Below are 15,250 nucleotides of genomic sequence, written 5' to 3'. Positions count from 1 at the left end.
ACCCCGATCATTGTTTATTGGCCTGAGTGCCCTGTGCCTGTTGGCGACGTGGTTGTCGCTGGCGCTGGGGCCTGTGAGCTTGCCGTTGTTTGACACCCTGCGCGCGGCTCTGAGGTTGCTGGGCATACCGATACCGGGCGAAGGTCTGGAGCAGGCCGAGCTGATCCTGGGGCAGATTCGTTTGCCTCGGACATTGCTGGGGTTGGCAGTTGGCGGTGTGCTGGCGTTGTCAGGTGTAGCCATGCAGGGGTTGTTCCGTAACCCGTTGGCCGACCCCGGGTTGGTCGGTGTGTCCAGCGGCGCAGCCTTGGGTGCGGCGATTGCGATTGTGGGCGGATCTGCGTTTGGCGGGCTGCCAGATTTTATCGGACCCTATTTGCTGTCGCTGTGCGCGTTTCTCGGGGGGTTGGGTGTAACGGCACTGGTGTATCGGCTGGGGCGGCGCAACGGTCAGACCAATGTCGCCGTCATGTTGCTTGCGGGGATCGCGCTGACAGCTTTGGCCGGTTCGGCGGTCGGATTGTTTACCTATCTGGCAGATGACGCGACATTGCGTACCCTGACTTTCTGGAATCTGGGCAGTCTTAATGGCGCCAGTTACGCGCGGTTGTGGCCCTTGTTGATTGTTACTGTGGGTGTTGCCTTGTGGTTGCCTCGGCGAGCAAGTGCGCTCAATGCGCTGTTGTTGGGAGAGTCGGAGGCCAATCATCTGGGGATCGACGTCGAAGGCCTTAAGCGCGAGCTGGTGTTTTGCACTGCCTTGGGTGTGGGCGCTGCTGTGGCGGCGGCAGGCATGATTGGTTTTGTCGGGCTGGTGGTGCCGCATCTGGTACGGCTGCTGGCAGGGCCTGATCACCGCGTGCTGTTACCTGCTTCCGTGCTGGCAGGTGCCGCGTTACTGCTGTTTGCCGACTTGATTGCACGACTGGCCCTGGCACCTGCAGAGCTGCCCATCGGGATTGTTACCGCATTCCTTGGGGCGCCGTTCTTCCTCTACTTACTGTTGCGAGGTCGCCACTGATGCTGCGTGCGGAGAATCTGCAGATCCGTCGTGACCGGAAAATCGTGTTGGCGGATGTCACTCTTGATGTACGTCCGGGTGAAGTGCTGGGCGTGCTGGGTCCCAATGGCGCGGGTAAAAGCACACTGCTGGCCGCGTTGTGCGGGGACTTGGCTCCGAGTGGGGGGCAGGTCTGGCTGGACCAGCAAGTCCTGGGCAACTTCAAGGGCGCGCAACGGGCCCAGCGTCTTGCGGTCTTGCCGCAGACCTCTACCCTGGATTTCGCCTTTCGTGTTGAAGAAGTAGTGGGTATGGGGCGACTGCCACATCAGACAGGTCGGACCCGCGATTCAGAAATCATTCACGCCGCGTTGCAGGCGGCTGACGTTGAGCACTTGGCGGGGCGCAGCTATCTGGCGTTGTCGGGTGGTGAGCGGCAACGGGTGCATCTGGCGAGGGTGCTGGCGCAATTATGGCCAGGGCAAAGCGGGCAAACCCTGTTGCTTGATGAGCCGACCTCCATGCTCGACCCTTTGCATCAGCACACGACGCTCAAGGCCATTCGTGCGTTCGCGGACCGCGGAGCGGCGGTACTGATCATCCTCCATGACCTGAATCTTGCCGCGCGTTACTGCGATCGTCTGTTGTTGCTTGAGGAGGGACGTCCCCGTGCCCTGGATTGTCCGCAAAAGGTGCTGCAGCCGGACGCGCTAAAAGCCGTTTTTGGTCTGGACGTTTTAGTGCAGCCTCACCCGGAGCTGGGCTGCCCGATGGTGATTGCCCGCTGAGCAGGTAGCGTGAGTCATTTGGCTGGCGCTTTTCGGCAGGCAAAAAAAGACCCGGCAAGAGCCGGGTCAAATAACCGTGATTAGCCTGATGAGGAGATTTTCTGAGAGTCCGAACCAAGGGCCTTTCAGAAGATCGACTGGTCTCGCGACCAGATGGCGTAATCATAACAATTCTCATTACCATGTCAACAACTGTTTTTTACCGTTCATCGTGCGTGTTTGAAATGAGTCACTTCAGGCTTTTTTCAACGTGGCCAGGTGATCCACCTGCTGGTTCAGCTCTTCTTTGCGCTGCGCGGGGATATCGTTCCAGTGAACATCCAGCAAGGCTCCTTCAATCGCATACAGCAATACTTTAGAAGCCCTGAAGCCCCGGGCCTTTACTGCTCGATATGCATCAACAGCCCCCAGACGTCTCAAGTCCGAGGCGCTGTGAATACCAACAGCGTGAAGCCATTGCGCTGAGGTCTTCCCAAGATTTTTCAAATGCTGGAGTTCATCATTCATCAGCTCTCCTTGCGACGGCGTGAGCTCAGCGTTTATGGGGCATTTTGATTCTACGAAGTGTAGCGCTCAGTAGGAAAACCGCAGTCCGTTAGTCGGTTTTGGAACAAAGGATTGGCTCTAAACAACAAGGATTTTGTCAGAAGATGGCGGGGGCGTAGGGGATAGAGCGTCTGAGGCGGTGCAACCCTGCATGATCCATTGCACTGCATGTGTGCTGGATCGGGTGTCGTAATTGTATTACCGGCAGTGCTGGCGAGTACGAACACTAAAGGCCGCTCAATTTCACCGGTGCTCAATTGAGCCGTGAAACCATTGCGGTTTCACGGCTAGCGCGAATCCTTACAGGCCTGGCAAGCGCTGGCGAATATCAGCGATCAGAGTGTCGAGGCTTTTGCTGTTGTGGGTTTCAACACATTTGCTGCGCAGGATTTCATCGGCGCCCAGGGCTTCGCGACTGGCTTGCTGTGCCTTGACTACTTCCAGAGTGGCGTCAGAAGGGTCGGTGCCAATGGACTTGCGATGGGCCAGCCAGCCTTCGATCACGGCGTCTGGCGCTGTGCAGTCAAGGATCAGGCAAGGCACGCCGGTGGCTTCTGCTACTTGAGCGGCGGCATCGCGCTGTTCACGCTTGAGGTAGGTAGCGTCGATCACCACGGGGAAACCCGCACGCAGCACGATGCCAGCCAGTTCATGCAGCTTGTTGTAGGTAGCAGTACTGGAGTCGGCATTGTAAATGCCATCGCCTACCGCGTTTTCAGTGGTCTGCTGTCCGAACAACTGCTTGCGGATAACGTCTGAGCGCAGACGAATCGCCCCCAGTGCCTCGACAAGTCGCATGGCGACTGAGCTTTTGCCTACAGCCGAAACACCGTGGGTGATCGTCAGGAAGCGTGAAGGGATAGTGCTGTAGCTTTCCGCCAGATTGGCGTAATTGCGGTATTGGCGCAGTGTGGCCGCGCGCTGAACAGGGCTGGCTTCTGCAGGCATGCTGAACAGGCTGATTTTGGCGCGAACCAGTGCACGGTAGGCTTTGTAGAAGTTCAGCAGCTCCAGGCCCTGATAATCGCCTGTCAGTTCCAGGTACTGGCTGACAAACCGTCGAGCCAGCGACTTAAGGCCACGGTCTTCAAGGTCCATCGCCAGAAAAGCGGTGTCGGCATACACATCGGTAAAGCGGAAAGGCTCGTTGAATTCAATGCAGTCGAAAATCACTACCTTGCCATCAATGATGGTGGCGTTGCCCAAGTGAATGTCACCGTGGCATTCGCGGATGAATCCCTGTGCCTTGCGCTGCTCGAACAACGGCTTGAGGCGGGTAAAGCTTGCTTCTGCCCAGGCCTGGAGCGCGTCCAGTTGCAGCAGGTCAGCTTTGTCCGAAAGAAATGGGCGAATCTGATCGAAGTTCTGACGGACAGGATCCATCACGGCTTCTGGAGTACCTTGGTAGTGTTCAGCAGGAACGTGGGGCGCCTGAGTGTGGAACAGGGCGATCTGCTGGGCCATTTCGTCGACATGGGCGGCATTGAGTTCGCCGTTGGCTTGCAAGGTGCTCAGCAGCTGGCTTTGCGGGAACTGACGCATTTTCAGCACATATTCGATGGCCGGGCCTTCGCCGCCCAGTGCTGGCGCTTCGGCAGTACCGGTGATCGGCAATACGTCGAGGTACAGCCCTTCGGTCAGGCGCTGGTTCAGGCGCAGCTCTTCATTGCAGAAGTGCTCGCGACCGCTGAGCTCGGTGAAGTCCAGAAAGCCAAAGTTGACGGGCTTCTTAAGTTTGTAGGCGTACGGCCCCGTAAGGATGACCCAGGAGATGTGCGTCTCGATAACCTGAAACCCATCGACTTCATGGGGGTAGAGGTCCGGGTTTTGCAGGGCGGCAATCAGGTTCTGGCTCACGGTTGATCCTTCAAGGTCTGGAAAATTCGATGCGCCATTATGGCGGCTGACAGCGGGAGTGCAAACCGCCGGGCTGCGCATGATGAACATGAATAAAGTGCGTATAATCTCGCGCCATGACTCGTACCCGATCTCCTCGTTCTCGTTCCAAACGTCCTTCTGGCGGCCTTCGGCCCTGGCTGGGCTGGGCAATCAAGCTCAGTCTGGTCGGTCTGGTGGTGCTGGCAGGTTTTGCCGTCTATCTGGATGCCATCGTGCAGGAGAAGTTCTCCGGCAAGCGCTGGACCATCCCGGCCAAGGTTTATGCCCGGCCGCTGGAGCTGTTCGTCGGCCAGAAGCTGAGCAAGAATGACTTCCTCACGGAGCTCGATGCGCTGGGCTACCGCCGTGAAAGCGTGGCCAATGGCCCTGGTGCCGCAGCAGTCAATGGCAACACGGTCGACCTCAATACCCGTGGCTTCCAGTTTTATGAAGGTGCTGAACAGGCACAGCCGGTACGTGTACGTTTTTCTGGTGACTATGTAGCAGAGCTGTCATCGACCAATGGTTCCAAGCTGCCTGTGGTGCGCCTTGAGCCGTTGCTGATCGGTGGCCTCTATCCGAAAAACCTCGAAGACCGGATCCTGATCAATATCGATCAAGTGCCGCCGTTTCTGCTTGAAACGCTGGTAACGGTAGAGGATCGCGATTTTTATCATCACTTTGGCGTGTCGCCAAAGTCGATCGCACGTGCCATGTGGGTCAATACCTCGGCCGGGCAAATGCGTCAGGGCGGCAGCACATTGACTCAGCAGTTGGTCAAGAACTTCTACCTGACCAACGAGCGCAGTCTGAGCCGCAAGTTGACTGAAGCGATGATGGCCTTGTTGCTTGAGATGCATTACGACAAGCGCGAAATCCTTGAGGCATATCTCAACGAAGTGTTTGTAGGTCAAGACGGTCAACGGGCTGTTCATGGCTTTGGCCTGGCCAGTCAGTTCTTCTTCAGCCAGCCGCTGGCCGAGCTCAAGTTGCATCAAGTGGCGCTGCTGGTAGGCATGGTCAAAGGGCCATCTGCCTACAATCCGCGACGCTACCCTGAGCGAGCGCTTGTTCGCCGTAATCTGGTACTCGACTTGCTTGAGCAGCAAGGTGTTGCAACGTCTGAGCAAGTGGCTGCTGCCAAGAAAATGCCACTGGGCGTGACCACGCGTGGCAGTCTGGCAGACAGCTCGTTCCCGGGTTTTCTGGATCTGGTAAAGCGTCAGTTACGTGAAGATTATCGAGATGAAGACTTGACCGAAGAGGGGTTGAGGATTTTTACCAGCTTCGACCCGATCCTGCAGATGAAGTCTGAAGCCGCAATGGGTGAGACCTTCAAGCGTCTGACCGGGCGTAAGGGTTCGGATGAAGTGGAAGCCGCAATGGTGGTCACGAATCCCGAAACCGGTGAGGTTCAGGCCCTGATCGGCAGCCGTGCACCGCGCTTTGCAGGTTTTAACCGTGCCCTGGATGCGGTACGGCCCATCGGTTCGTTGATCAAGCCTGCGGTGTATCTCACGGCGCTTGAGCGGCCGAGTCAGTACACGCTGACCAGTTGGCTGTCAGATGATCCGTTGTCGATCAAAGGCGCGGACGGTCAGGTCTGGAAGCCTCAGAACTATGACCGGCGTTCTCATGGCACGGTTTTCCTCTACCAGTCGATGATGAACTCCTACAACCTGGGTACTGTAAGACTGGGGCAGGAAGTCGGCGTGCCTAATGTGCTCAAGACCTTGGCGCGACTGGGGGTTGAGCGTCAGTTCCCGGCGTTCCCGTCCATGTTGCTGGGTGCCGGTGCATTGAGCCCGATGGAAGTGGCGACCATGTATCAGACCTTGGCCAACGGCGGCTTTAATACGCCGATGCGCGGGATTCGCAGTGTACTGACAGCAGAAGGCGAGCCACTCAAGCGCTATCCGTTCCAGATCCAGCAACGCTTCGATCCGGGTTCTATCTTCCTGATCCAGAATGCGATGCAGCATGTAATGCGCGAAGGTACGGGGCGTTCGGTTTATAACGTACTGCCCAGGAATCTTGCGTTGGCAGGCAAGACCGGTACCAGTAACGATTCGCGTGACAGCTGGTTCGCAGGTTTTAGTCAGGACTTGCTGGCAGTGGTCTGGCTGGGTCGCGACGACAACGGCAAAACGCCGTTTACCGGCGCAACCGGTGCTCTGCAAGTGTGGACCAGCTTTATGAAGAAAGCTGACCCGCTGCCGCTCGATATGCCTCAGCCCGATAACATTGTTCAGGCCTGGATTGATCCGCATACGGGTCAAGGATCTGACGCCAGCTGCCCTGGCGCGGTACAGATGCCGTATATTCGCGGCAGTGAGCCGCCAGCGGGGACCAGTTGTGGCGGGCAGGCGCCTGCTTCAGGTGAGGCCGTGATGGATTGGGTCAAGGGCTGGTTGAATTAAGCAAAGAGGGTTTTACGTGAATAAGTTGTGGATTGCGGCTGTTTCAGCCCTGGCTTTGCTCAATGGTTGTGCCAGCGTGCCTCAGGGTTCGATCCCTGTGGTCGATTCTGGTGTGGCGGTGTCGAATAACGAACGAGTTTCGGCCCAGCGTACGACTGGAAACTACCCACAGGCCACTGCGCCGCGTGCTACTCAGGCGCGCACGATTACCGAGGACTCGGGCGTTGTCGTGATGATCCCGGGTGGCGCTGCAAGCGTATCTACGCCGATCAGCACCCAGCCGTTCACGCCCGGACCGATTACGCCTGGCCCGGCGGCAGCGCCCATCAGCACGGGCAGCTATACACCGGGTAATACGTACAGCGCCCCGGCGCCGATTACGCCAAGCGGAATTCCATCGAGCAGTAGCGGCGTTCTGGCTGCCGACGAGCAGCTGGATGGTCCAGTGCTGGCGTTGCTTACCACTGCTCAGCAGCAACAGTCGAGCGGTGACTTGAATGGCGCTTCGTCGAGTCTTGAGCGTGCTCAGCGCGTGGCGCCTCGGGAGCCGCAAGTACTCTATCGCTTGGCGCAAGTGCGGATGGCACAAGGTGACGCCGCTCAGGCGGAGCAGTTTGCCCGTCGCGGTTTGACGTTCGCCAATGGTCGTCCGGACCTGCAGGCCAGTCTGTGGGGCTTGATTGCCCAGGCGCGTGAGAAACAGGGCGATGCTGCAGGCGCTGCACTGGCCCGTCAAAAAGCCAAGGTCAGCCTCTGATGGTCATGGATTCCCGTACTCCTGAAGTCGCCGGGTTCTTGTTGCTCATCGAGCAGGAAATGCGCACGCAGGGGTTGTGGAGCGACAAGGTTCCTACGGAGCACGACTTGTCCAGCCAGGAGCCGTTCAGCGTCGACCGGCTCGATTTTGAACTGTGGGTGCAGTGGATCTTCCTGCCGAAGATGAAAGTCATTGTTGAGCAGGGCCTGCCACTGCCAAATGTTTCGGGTATTCGGCATATGGCTGATCAGGTTTTTGCTCAGCGTCGCGGAAACTGGAAGCCACTGCTCAAGCACTTCGAAGGTTTTGATCTGCTGATTAGCCCCTCCGCCTGAGGTCATGGCTGCCAGCTTTTACTGTCAGTCATCCATTTTCTTGTCAGTTTCTGGCGTTTCACGCGTTTTTTTGTGCGTTCCTGTCAATTTATGAAAATAAATCTCATAGATGGCTTGACTTGGGCAGGCCTAATGACAAGAATCGAAGTCCCGCTGTAGAGGGACTGCCAGAAGCAGACCCTCTCAGCAGATCATGAGGCGCACACCCGCGCCGACCTGCTACACCCGCAACGCGTTACCTCGCGCTGGGTGGGAAACCCCCGCAACACTTGGGGAGCTCCCAATACTTGCTCAGTCAGTGCTGACGTAGTCGGCGACCACCGTCGCTCATGCTCTGCTGAAAAGTAAACCTATTAAGACCCGTTCGTATTTTTGTGAACGGTATTCTGGCGTTTTAGAGGTGAACAACGTGGAGCTTTTATCTGGCGGTGAGATGCTCGTGCGCTTTTTGCGCGACGAAGGTGTCAAATATATCTACGGGTACCCTGGTGGTGCTCTGCTGCATGTCTACGACGCTTTGTTCAAAGAACCGGAAGTTACCCACATCCTGGTTCGCCACGAACAAGCGGCTACCCACATGGCTGACGGCTATGCCCGTGCAACGGGTAAGGCCGGTGTAGTTCTGGTCACTTCCGGACCGGGAGCAACCAATGCCATTACCGGGATTGCCACTGCCTACATGGACTCCATTCCGATGGTGATCATTTCTGGTCAGGTGCCTAGCACCATGGTCGGGACTGATGCTTTCCAGGAAACCGACATGATCGGTATCTCCCGGCCCATCGTGAAGCACAGCTTTATGATCAAGCATGCTTCGGAAATCCCGGAGGTCATGAAAAAGGCGTTCTACCTCGCTCAATCCGGCCGTCCTGGTCCGGTTGTGGTCGATATCCCGAAAGACATGACCAACCCGGCCGAGAAGTTCGAATACGTTTTCCCGAAAAAAGCCAAGCTGCGTTCTTACAGCCCGGCCTTGCGTGGTCACTCAGGCCAGATTCGCAAGGCGGCAGAGATGCTTCTGGCAGCCAAGCGCCCTGTGCTTTATGCAGGCGGCGGCGTAATTTTGGGCGGCGGTTCGGCTCCGCTGACCGAGCTGGCAAAAATGCTCAACGTGCCTGTAACCAATACGCTGATGGGCTTGGGTGCCTACCCTGGCACAGACCGTCAGTTCGTCGGCATGCTCGGCATGCACGGCAGCTTCACTGCCAACATGACCATGCACAATGCTGATGTGATTCTGGCTGTAGGCGCACGCTTTGATGACCGCGTAATCAACGGTCCGTCCAAGTTCTGCCCGAACGCCAAGATCATCCATATCGATATCGACCCGGCGTCCATTTCCAAAACCATCAAGGCCGATGTACCGATCGTGGGTCCGGTGGAGAGTGTGCTCACCGAGATGGTCGCAATCCTCAAGGACATTGGCGAGAAGCCAAATCCAGAGGCAGTTTCCAGTTGGTGGAAGCAGATCGACGAATGGCGTGGCGATCGCGGCCTGTTCCCTTATGACAAGGGTGACGGCAGCAAGATCAAGCCTCAGGCTGTTATCGAGATGCTTTGCGAAGTGACCAAGGGTGATGCGTACGTAACATCCGATGTGGGTCAGCATCAAATGTTTGCGGCCCAGTATTACCGCTTCAACAAGCCTAATCGCTGGATCAACTCTGGCGGCCTGGGCACGATGGGGTTCGGCTTCCCGGCGGCGATGGGCGTAAAACTGAGTTTCCCTGAGGCTGACGTTGCCTGTGTAACAGGCGAGGGCAGTATTCAGATGAACATTCAGGAGCTGTCGACGTGTTTGCAGTATGGCTTGCCAGTAAAAATCATCAGCCTCAACAACGGCGTGCTGGGAATGGTGCGTCAGTGGCAGGACATGAACTACGGCAGTCGTCATTCGCATTCGTACATGGAGTCGCTGCCTGATTTCGTCAAGCTGGCTGAGGCTTATGGGCATGTAGGTATCCGGATCACTGATCTGAAAGACCTGAAGCCAAAGATGGAAGAAGCTTTTGCCATGAAGGATCGCCTGGTGTTCCTGGATATTCAGGTTGATACCAGTGAGCACGTTTATCCGATGCAGATCAAAGATGGCTCCATGCGCGACATGTGGCTGAGCAAGACGGAGCGCACTTAATCATGCGGCACATTATTTCCTTGCTTCTTGAAAACGAACCGGGCGCCTTGTCTCGCGTTGTTGGGCTTTTCTCGCAACGTAACTACAACATCGAAAGCCTGACTGTAGCGCCAACCGAAGACCCGACTTTGTCGCGTCTGACGCTGACCACGGTGGGCCATGATGAAGTGATCGAGCAGATCACTAAAAACCTGAACAAGCTGATCGAAGTGGTCAAGCTGGTTGACCTGTCGGAAAGTGCTCATATCGAGCGTGAACTGATGTTGGTCAAGGTCAAGGCAACGGGTGCACAGCGCGCAGAAATCAAACGCACCACGGACATATTTCGTGGGCAGATCGTTGATGTCAGCGCCAGTGTGTACACCGTGCAGTTGACAGGAACCAGTGAGAAGCTCGACAGTTTCATTCAGTCGATTGGTACCGCCTCGATCCTGGAAACAGTTCGCAGTGGCGTCACCGGGATTGCCCGTGGCGACAAAGTACTCAGCATCTAAAACTAACAAATGCTAATTGGCCTGAATGGCCTGGATATAAGGGAAAATCATGAAAGTTTATTACGACAAAGACTGCGACCTTTCGATCATCCAGGGCAAAAAAGTAGCCATTATCGGTTACGGCTCCCAGGGTCACGCCCAAGCCTGCAACCTGAAAGACTCCGGCGTTGACGTTACTGTTGGTCTGCGCAAAGGTTCGGCCACTGTCGCCAAGGCTGAGGCTCACGGCCTGAAAGTGACTGACGTTGCCAGCGCTGTTGCCGCTGCAGATCTGGTCATGATTCTGACCCCGGACGAATTCCAGTCGGCGCTGTACAAGGACGAAATCGAGCCGAACATCAAGAAGGGAGCCACACTGGCTTTCTCCCACGGCTTCGCTATCCACTACAACCAGGTTGTACCGCGCGCCGACCTTGACGTGATCATGATCGCGCCAAAAGCACCGGGTCACACCGTGCGCTCCGAGTTCGTAAAAGGCGGTGGCATTCCTGACCTGATCGCGATCTATCAGGATGCGTCGGGCAACGCCAAAAACGTAGCCTTGTCATACGCGGCTGGCGTTGGTGGCGGTCGTACCGGCATCATCGAAACCACGTTCAAGGACGAAACCGAAACCGACCTGTTCGGCGAACAGGCTGTTCTGTGTGGCGGTACTGTCGAGCTGGTTAAAGCCGGTTTCGAGACCCTGGTTGAAGCAGGTTATGCGCCAGAAATGGCTTACTTCGAGTGCTTGCACGAGTTGAAGTTGATCGTTGACCTCATGTATGAAGGCGGTATCGCCAACATGAACTACTCGATCTCCAACAACGCCGAGTACGGTGAGTATGTAACCGGTCCGGAAGTGATCAACGCAGAGTCCCGTCAGGCAATGCGTAATGCTCTGAAGCGCATTCAGGATGGTGAATACGCGAAGATGTTCATCACCGAAGGTGCTACTGGCTACCCATCGATGACCGCCAAGCGTCGTAACAACGCCGCTCACGGTATCGAAGTCATCGGCGGGCAACTGCGCTCGATGATGCCTTGGATCGGCGCGAATAAAATCGTCGATCAAACAAAGAACTAAGTTTTAGCCTGTAGAGAAAACGCGGCCTAGGCCGCGTTTTTTCGTTTAAGCGACAGCTTCTGGTATAAAGCAGGATCGTTTGCGGGTGTGTGCTGGCCCCAAGCTTCCACCGAAACTTTCCATATCGTTGCAAGGTAATGTCCATGAGCGAACGTCCCGAAGAGCCAAAAGCGGCTTCAGACGCCGATAGCCTGCTGCCTATCGATGAGCATGTCGAAGAAGGGCATGACGCCGAAGGCCGTAAAGTCCGGCATCGTGGTATCTATCTGCTGCCGAACCTGTTCACCACCGCGAACCTGTTCGCCGGTTTTTATTCGATCATCAGCTCCATGAGTGCGCAAAGCGCGATGAGTGCGGGTGATGCTGCAGGAGCAAGCAAGTATTTTGCGTTTGCTGCTATCGCGATCTTTGTCGCAATGGTGCTGGACGGTCTCGATGGCCGCGTAGCCCGTATGACCAATACTGAAAGTGCTTTTGGCGCCGAGTACGATTCCTTGTCGGACATGGTTGCCTTTGGCGTTGCACCTGCATTGCTGGCCTTTGGCTGGGCCCTGGGTGATATGGGCAAGGTGGGCTGGATGGTGGCTTTCATCTATGTCGCGGGGGCTGCATTGCGTCTGGCGCGTTTTAACACCCAGGTAGGTAAAGCGGATAAGCGTTACTTCATAGGTCTGGCCAGTCCGGCTGCTGCTGGTGTAGTGGCGGGTATCGTTTGGGCGTTCAGTGATTACGGAATCCAGGGTTCGAAAATGTCGTTCCTGGTTGCGCTGCTGGTGGCTGCAGCCGGTATGCTGATGGTCAGCAATATCAAGTACAACAGCTTTAAAGAGCTGGATTTGAAAGGGCGCGTTCCTTTCGTGGCCATCCTGGCGGTAGTGTTGGTGTTTGCTGTTGTGTTCAGCGACCCGCCGCGCATCCTGTTGTTGGCATTCCTGGCGTATGCGGCATCGGGACCTATCCAGTACTTGTTGCGTTTGCGCCGTAACAAAAACGCCGAGTGATGTAATTTCTCCCATACTCCGTAGTCTATTGGTGCATCAGTCCTCCAATACTGCGGAGTTGTCATGCTTATCAAGCTTCCTAAGGCGTCCGACTGCAAAGAGTCGGACGTTACGCCTGAATCCTTCTATTTATCCCGTCGTGCATTACTTGGCAGCTCGCTTGCCGGATTGGCTGTAGGCGCGCTACCGCGTTGGGCCAGCGCCGAAGATGCGGTGCGTTACGCGGATGTCGAGCCGGGCAGGGCGCCGGCATGGTTTGCCGATAAGCTCCCGCAGACCAAATGGCAGGCTGTCACGGTTAGCGGGGAGGCGATCACGCCTTTCAAGGACGCAACGCACTACAACAACTTCTATGAGTTCGGGACCGACAAGGGGGATCCGGCGCAGAATGCTGGTGCCTTGAAAACCGAGCCTTGGACGGTGGTCGTGGATGGGGAAGTGGGCAAGCCGGGTCGCTATGCCCTTGAAGACTTCATGAAGCCTTATCAGTTGGAAGAGCGGATCTATCGTTTGCGTTGCGTAGAGGCCTGGTCAATGGTTATTCCATGGATGGGCTTTCCCATATCGGCATTGCTCAAGCAGGTGGAGCCGACGTCGAAAGCCAAATTTATACGCTTTGAAACCTTACAGGATCCGAAGGTCATGCCGGGGCAGCGCTCGGGTTTCGCCTTGATTGACTGGCCCTATGTTGAGGGGTTGCGTCTGGATGAAGCGATGAACCCGCTGGCGATTTTGGCAGTGGGCATGTATGGGCGCGAATTGCCGAATCAGAATGGAGCGCCGCTACGTTTGGTCGTGCCTTGGAAGTACGGGTTTAAAAGTGTGAAATCCATTGTGAGAATCAGCCTGGTGGAGGAGCAGCCGAAAACCACTTGGCAGAGCATCGCTGCGGATGAGTACGGCTTCTACGCAAATGTGAATCCGCAGGTCGATCATCCGCGATGGACGCAGGCGCGTGAGCGGCGTCTGCCGAGCGGCCTGTTCAGTCCTAATGTGCGTGATACCCAGATGTTTAACGGGTACGCGGATGAAGTGGCTTCTTTATATGCGGGTCTCGATTTACGGAAGAACTACTGATGAAGTTCCTTTCTTGGCGTATTGGGGTCTTTGCAGCAGCGGCTGTGTGGCCTTTGTACTGGCTTTATGAGGCCTGGATCTTTGCCTTGGGCCCGGATCCGGGAAAGGTGCTGGTTGATAGGCTGGGGTTGGGGGCGCTTATTCTGCTGCTGGTAACACTGAGCATGACGCCGATGCAAAAGCTTACGGGGTGGCCTGGATGGATTGCAGTGCGTCGCCAGATAGGCTTGTGGTGTTTTGCCTATGTGGTGCTGCATGTGTGTTCATACCTGACTTTCGTGCTGGGGTTTGACTGGTCGCAGCTGGGTGTGGAGTTGCGCAAGCGGCCCTACATTATTGTAGGTGCTCTGGGTTTTCTGTGTTTGCTGGCCTTGGCAGTGACTTCAAATCGATACAGTCAGCGGCGGCTGGGTGCGCGCTGGAAGAAACTCCATCGTCTGGTGTATGTGGTTGTAGGATTGGGGTTGCTGCATATGCTTTGGATTGTGCGGGCGGACCTCAAGGAATGGTCGGTTTATGCCTTTATAGGTGTGTGCCTGCTGATGCTGCGAATACCCGTGGTCATGAGTCGAATTCCGCGTCTATATAAGAAGAAACCGATATCGGTATCAAGAGTGAAAATTAACCCTTGACTCAGATCTGTAACGGCCTATAATTCGCCCACTTCCGGCGCAGTCGAAACGAAAAACTCCTTGAGTTTCAATGAGTTGGATTAGTTTTCGGCGGTGTCAGCTTCAAGTCATCGAAGTAGGAAATGAGGTGTTGACAGCAGCGTGCAACGCTGTAGAATTCACCTCCCGCTAACGAGAGATCGAAAGCGCAAGTGGTTGATGTTGCAGAGGAAACTTTGAAAACATCTTAAAATAACCGCTTGACAGTAACAGAGGCTGCTGTAGAATGCGCGCCTCGGTTCAGCGAAAGCTAAACCAACCGCTCTTTAACAACTGAATCAAGCAATTCGTGTGGGTGCTTGTGGAGTCAGACTGATAGTCAACAAGATTATCAGCATCACAAGTTACTCCGCGAGAAATCAAAGATGTAACCAACGATTGCTGAGCCAAGTTTAGGGTTTCTTAAAAACCCAAAGATGTTTGAACTGAAGAGTTTGATCATGGCTCAGATTGAACGCTGGCGGCAGGCCTAACACATGCAAGTCGAGCGGTAGAGAGAAGCTTGCTTCTCTTGAGAGCGGCGGACGGGTGAGTAATACCTAGGAATCTGCCTGATAGTGGGGGATAACGTTCGGAAACGGACGCTAATACCGCATACGTCCTACGGGAGAAAGCAGGGGACCTTCGGGCCTTGCGCTATCAGATGAGCCTAGGTCGGATTAGCTAGTTGGTGAGGTAATGGCTCACCAAGGCTACGATCCGTAACTGGTCTGAGAGGATGATCAGTCACACTGGAACTGAGACACGGTCCAGACTCCTACGGGAGGCAGCAGTGGGGAATATTGGACAATGGGCGAAAGCCTGATCCAGCCATGCCGCGTGTGTGAAGAAGGTCTTCGGATTGTAAAGCACTTTAAGTTGGGAGGAAGGGCATTAACCTAATACGTTAGTGTTTTGACGTTACCGACAGAATAAGCACCGGCTAACTCTGTGCCAGCAGCCGCGGTAATACAGAGGGTGCAAGCGTTAATCGGAATTACTGGGCGTAAAGCGCGCGTAGGTGGTTTGTTAAGTTGAATGTGAAATCCCCGGGCTCAACCTGGGAACTGCATCCAAAACTGGCAAGCTAGAGTATGGTAGAGG

General features: G+C 55.6%; 12 protein-coding genes, 1 rRNA gene and 1 pseudogene (1 of these 14 cut by a window edge). 12 read left to right on the top strand and 2 right to left on the bottom strand.

Going from position 1 to position 15,250, the window contains the following annotated elements; all coding sequences use genetic code 11:
* Positions 1 to 37 precede the first annotated feature (37 nt).
* Positions 38 to 1,021 carry an iron ABC transporter permease gene (locus V6P94_RS23740; protein WP_326398982.1) on the top strand — a complete coding sequence of 328 codons (984 nt, stop codon included), beginning with the start codon at positions 38 to 40 and terminating at the stop codon, positions 1,019 to 1,021.
* A 47-nt stretch (positions 1,022 to 1,068) separates the two neighbouring features.
* A pseudogene (locus V6P94_RS23735) lies at positions 1,069 to 1,788 on the top strand (heme ABC transporter ATP-binding protein); the annotation flags it as partial.
* Between the two features lie 234 nt (positions 1,789 to 2,022).
* Here V6P94_RS23735 and V6P94_RS23730 read toward each other — a convergent pair.
* Together V6P94_RS23730 and V6P94_RS23725 are read right to left on the bottom strand one after the other, a co-directional pair.
* Positions 2,023 to 2,295, bottom strand: coding sequence for a TfoX/Sxy family protein (locus V6P94_RS23730; protein ID WP_133078278.1), 273 nt, complete (start codon positions 2,293 to 2,295; stop codon positions 2,023 to 2,025).
* A gap of 339 nt (positions 2,296 to 2,634) precedes the next feature.
* Positions 2,635 to 4,191 carry an AAA family ATPase gene (locus tag V6P94_RS23725; protein ID WP_133078277.1) on the bottom strand — a complete coding sequence of 519 codons (1,557 nt, stop codon included), beginning with the start codon at positions 4,189 to 4,191 and terminating at the stop codon, positions 2,635 to 2,637.
* A gap of 116 nt (positions 4,192 to 4,307) precedes the next feature.
* Here V6P94_RS23725 and mrcB point away from each other — a divergent pair, with 116 nt between their 5' ends.
* The 10 genes from mrcB to V6P94_RS23675 form a co-directional block, all read left to right on the top strand.
* Positions 4,308 to 6,632, top strand: coding sequence for a penicillin-binding protein 1B (gene mrcB / locus V6P94_RS23720; RefSeq protein WP_133078276.1), 2,325 nt, complete (start codon positions 4,308 to 4,310; stop codon positions 6,630 to 6,632).
* Between the two features lie 16 nt (positions 6,633 to 6,648).
* Positions 6,649 to 7,389: a M48 family metallopeptidase gene (locus V6P94_RS23715; RefSeq protein ID WP_133078275.1), complete on the top strand. Its 741-nt coding sequence runs from the start codon at positions 6,649 to 6,651 to the stop codon at positions 7,387 to 7,389.
* A 5-nt stretch (positions 7,390 to 7,394) separates the two neighbouring features.
* Positions 7,395 to 7,724 carry a YqcC family protein gene (locus V6P94_RS23710; protein WP_326398984.1) on the top strand — a complete coding sequence of 110 codons (330 nt, stop codon included), beginning with the start codon at positions 7,395 to 7,397 and terminating at the stop codon, positions 7,722 to 7,724.
* 409 nt (positions 7,725 to 8,133) lie between these two features.
* A complete protein-coding gene (locus tag V6P94_RS23705) occupies positions 8,134 to 9,858 on the top strand; it encodes an acetolactate synthase 3 large subunit (protein ID WP_133078274.1) in 1,725 nt (574 codons plus the stop codon).
* Positions 9,859 to 9,860: 2 nt separating this feature from the next.
* Complete coding sequence (ilvN, locus tag V6P94_RS23700) at positions 9,861 to 10,352, top strand: acetolactate synthase small subunit (RefSeq protein WP_016783407.1); 492 nt, start codon at positions 9,861 to 9,863, stop codon at positions 10,350 to 10,352.
* 49 nt (positions 10,353 to 10,401) lie between these two features.
* Positions 10,402 to 11,418 (top strand): ketol-acid reductoisomerase, encoded by a 1,017-nt coding sequence (gene ilvC, locus V6P94_RS23695; protein ID WP_133078273.1) that lies wholly within the window; start codon positions 10,402 to 10,404, stop codon positions 11,416 to 11,418.
* A gap of 143 nt (positions 11,419 to 11,561) precedes the next feature.
* The gene (gene pssA, locus V6P94_RS23690) at positions 11,562 to 12,419 is read left to right on the top strand and encodes a CDP-diacylglycerol--serine O-phosphatidyltransferase (protein ID WP_019825985.1); all 858 of its coding nucleotides are present in this window, start codon (positions 11,562 to 11,564) and stop codon (positions 12,417 to 12,419) included.
* A 63-nt stretch (positions 12,420 to 12,482) separates the two neighbouring features.
* The gene (gene msrP, locus V6P94_RS23685; RefSeq protein ID WP_133078272.1) at positions 12,483 to 13,496 is read left to right on the top strand and encodes a protein-methionine-sulfoxide reductase catalytic subunit MsrP; all 1,014 of its coding nucleotides are present in this window, start codon (positions 12,483 to 12,485) and stop codon (positions 13,494 to 13,496) included.
* On the top strand, positions 13,496 to 14,128 hold the full coding sequence (gene msrQ, locus V6P94_RS23680; RefSeq protein WP_133078271.1) for a protein-methionine-sulfoxide reductase heme-binding subunit MsrQ: 633 nt from the start codon (positions 13,496 to 13,498) through the stop codon (positions 14,126 to 14,128). The genes msrP and msrQ overlap by 1 nt, the downstream gene beginning before the upstream one ends.
* Positions 14,129 to 14,589: 461 nt before the next feature.
* Positions 14,590 to 15,250, top strand: a 16S ribosomal RNA gene (locus V6P94_RS23675) (it continues 876 nt past the right edge of the window).

Source organism: Pseudomonas sp. ML2-2023-3, assembly GCF_037055275.1.
In the GTDB taxonomy this organism is placed as follows: Bacteria; Pseudomonadota; Gammaproteobacteria; order Pseudomonadales; family Pseudomonadaceae; genus Aquipseudomonas.
This window is presented reverse-complemented; position numbering and strand designations above follow the sequence as displayed.

Bases quoted from the DNA above. Each gene is read 5' to 3' on its own strand.
- V6P94_RS23730 (WP_133078278.1), bottom strand. From the start codon at position 2,295: ATGAATGATGAACTCCAGCATTTGAAAAATCTTGGGAAGACCTCAGCG.
- mrcB (WP_133078276.1), top strand. From the start codon at position 4,308: ATGACTCGTACCCGATCTCCTCGTTCTCGTTCCAAACGTCCTTCTGGC.
- V6P94_RS23710 (WP_326398984.1), top strand. From the start codon at position 7,395: ATGGATTCCCGTACTCCTGAAGTCGCCGGGTTCTTGTTGCTCATCGAG.
- ilvN (WP_016783407.1), top strand. From the start codon at position 9,861: ATGCGGCACATTATTTCCTTGCTTCTTGAAAACGAACCGGGCGCCTTG.
- ilvC (WP_133078273.1), top strand. From the start codon at position 10,402: ATGAAAGTTTATTACGACAAAGACTGCGACCTTTCGATCATCCAGGGC.
- pssA (WP_019825985.1), top strand. From the start codon at position 11,562: ATGAGCGAACGTCCCGAAGAGCCAAAAGCGGCTTCAGACGCCGATAGC.
- msrP (WP_133078272.1), top strand. From the start codon at position 12,483: ATGCTTATCAAGCTTCCTAAGGCGTCCGACTGCAAAGAGTCGGACGTT.
- msrQ (WP_133078271.1), top strand. From the start codon at position 13,496: ATGAAGTTCCTTTCTTGGCGTATTGGGGTCTTTGCAGCAGCGGCTGTG.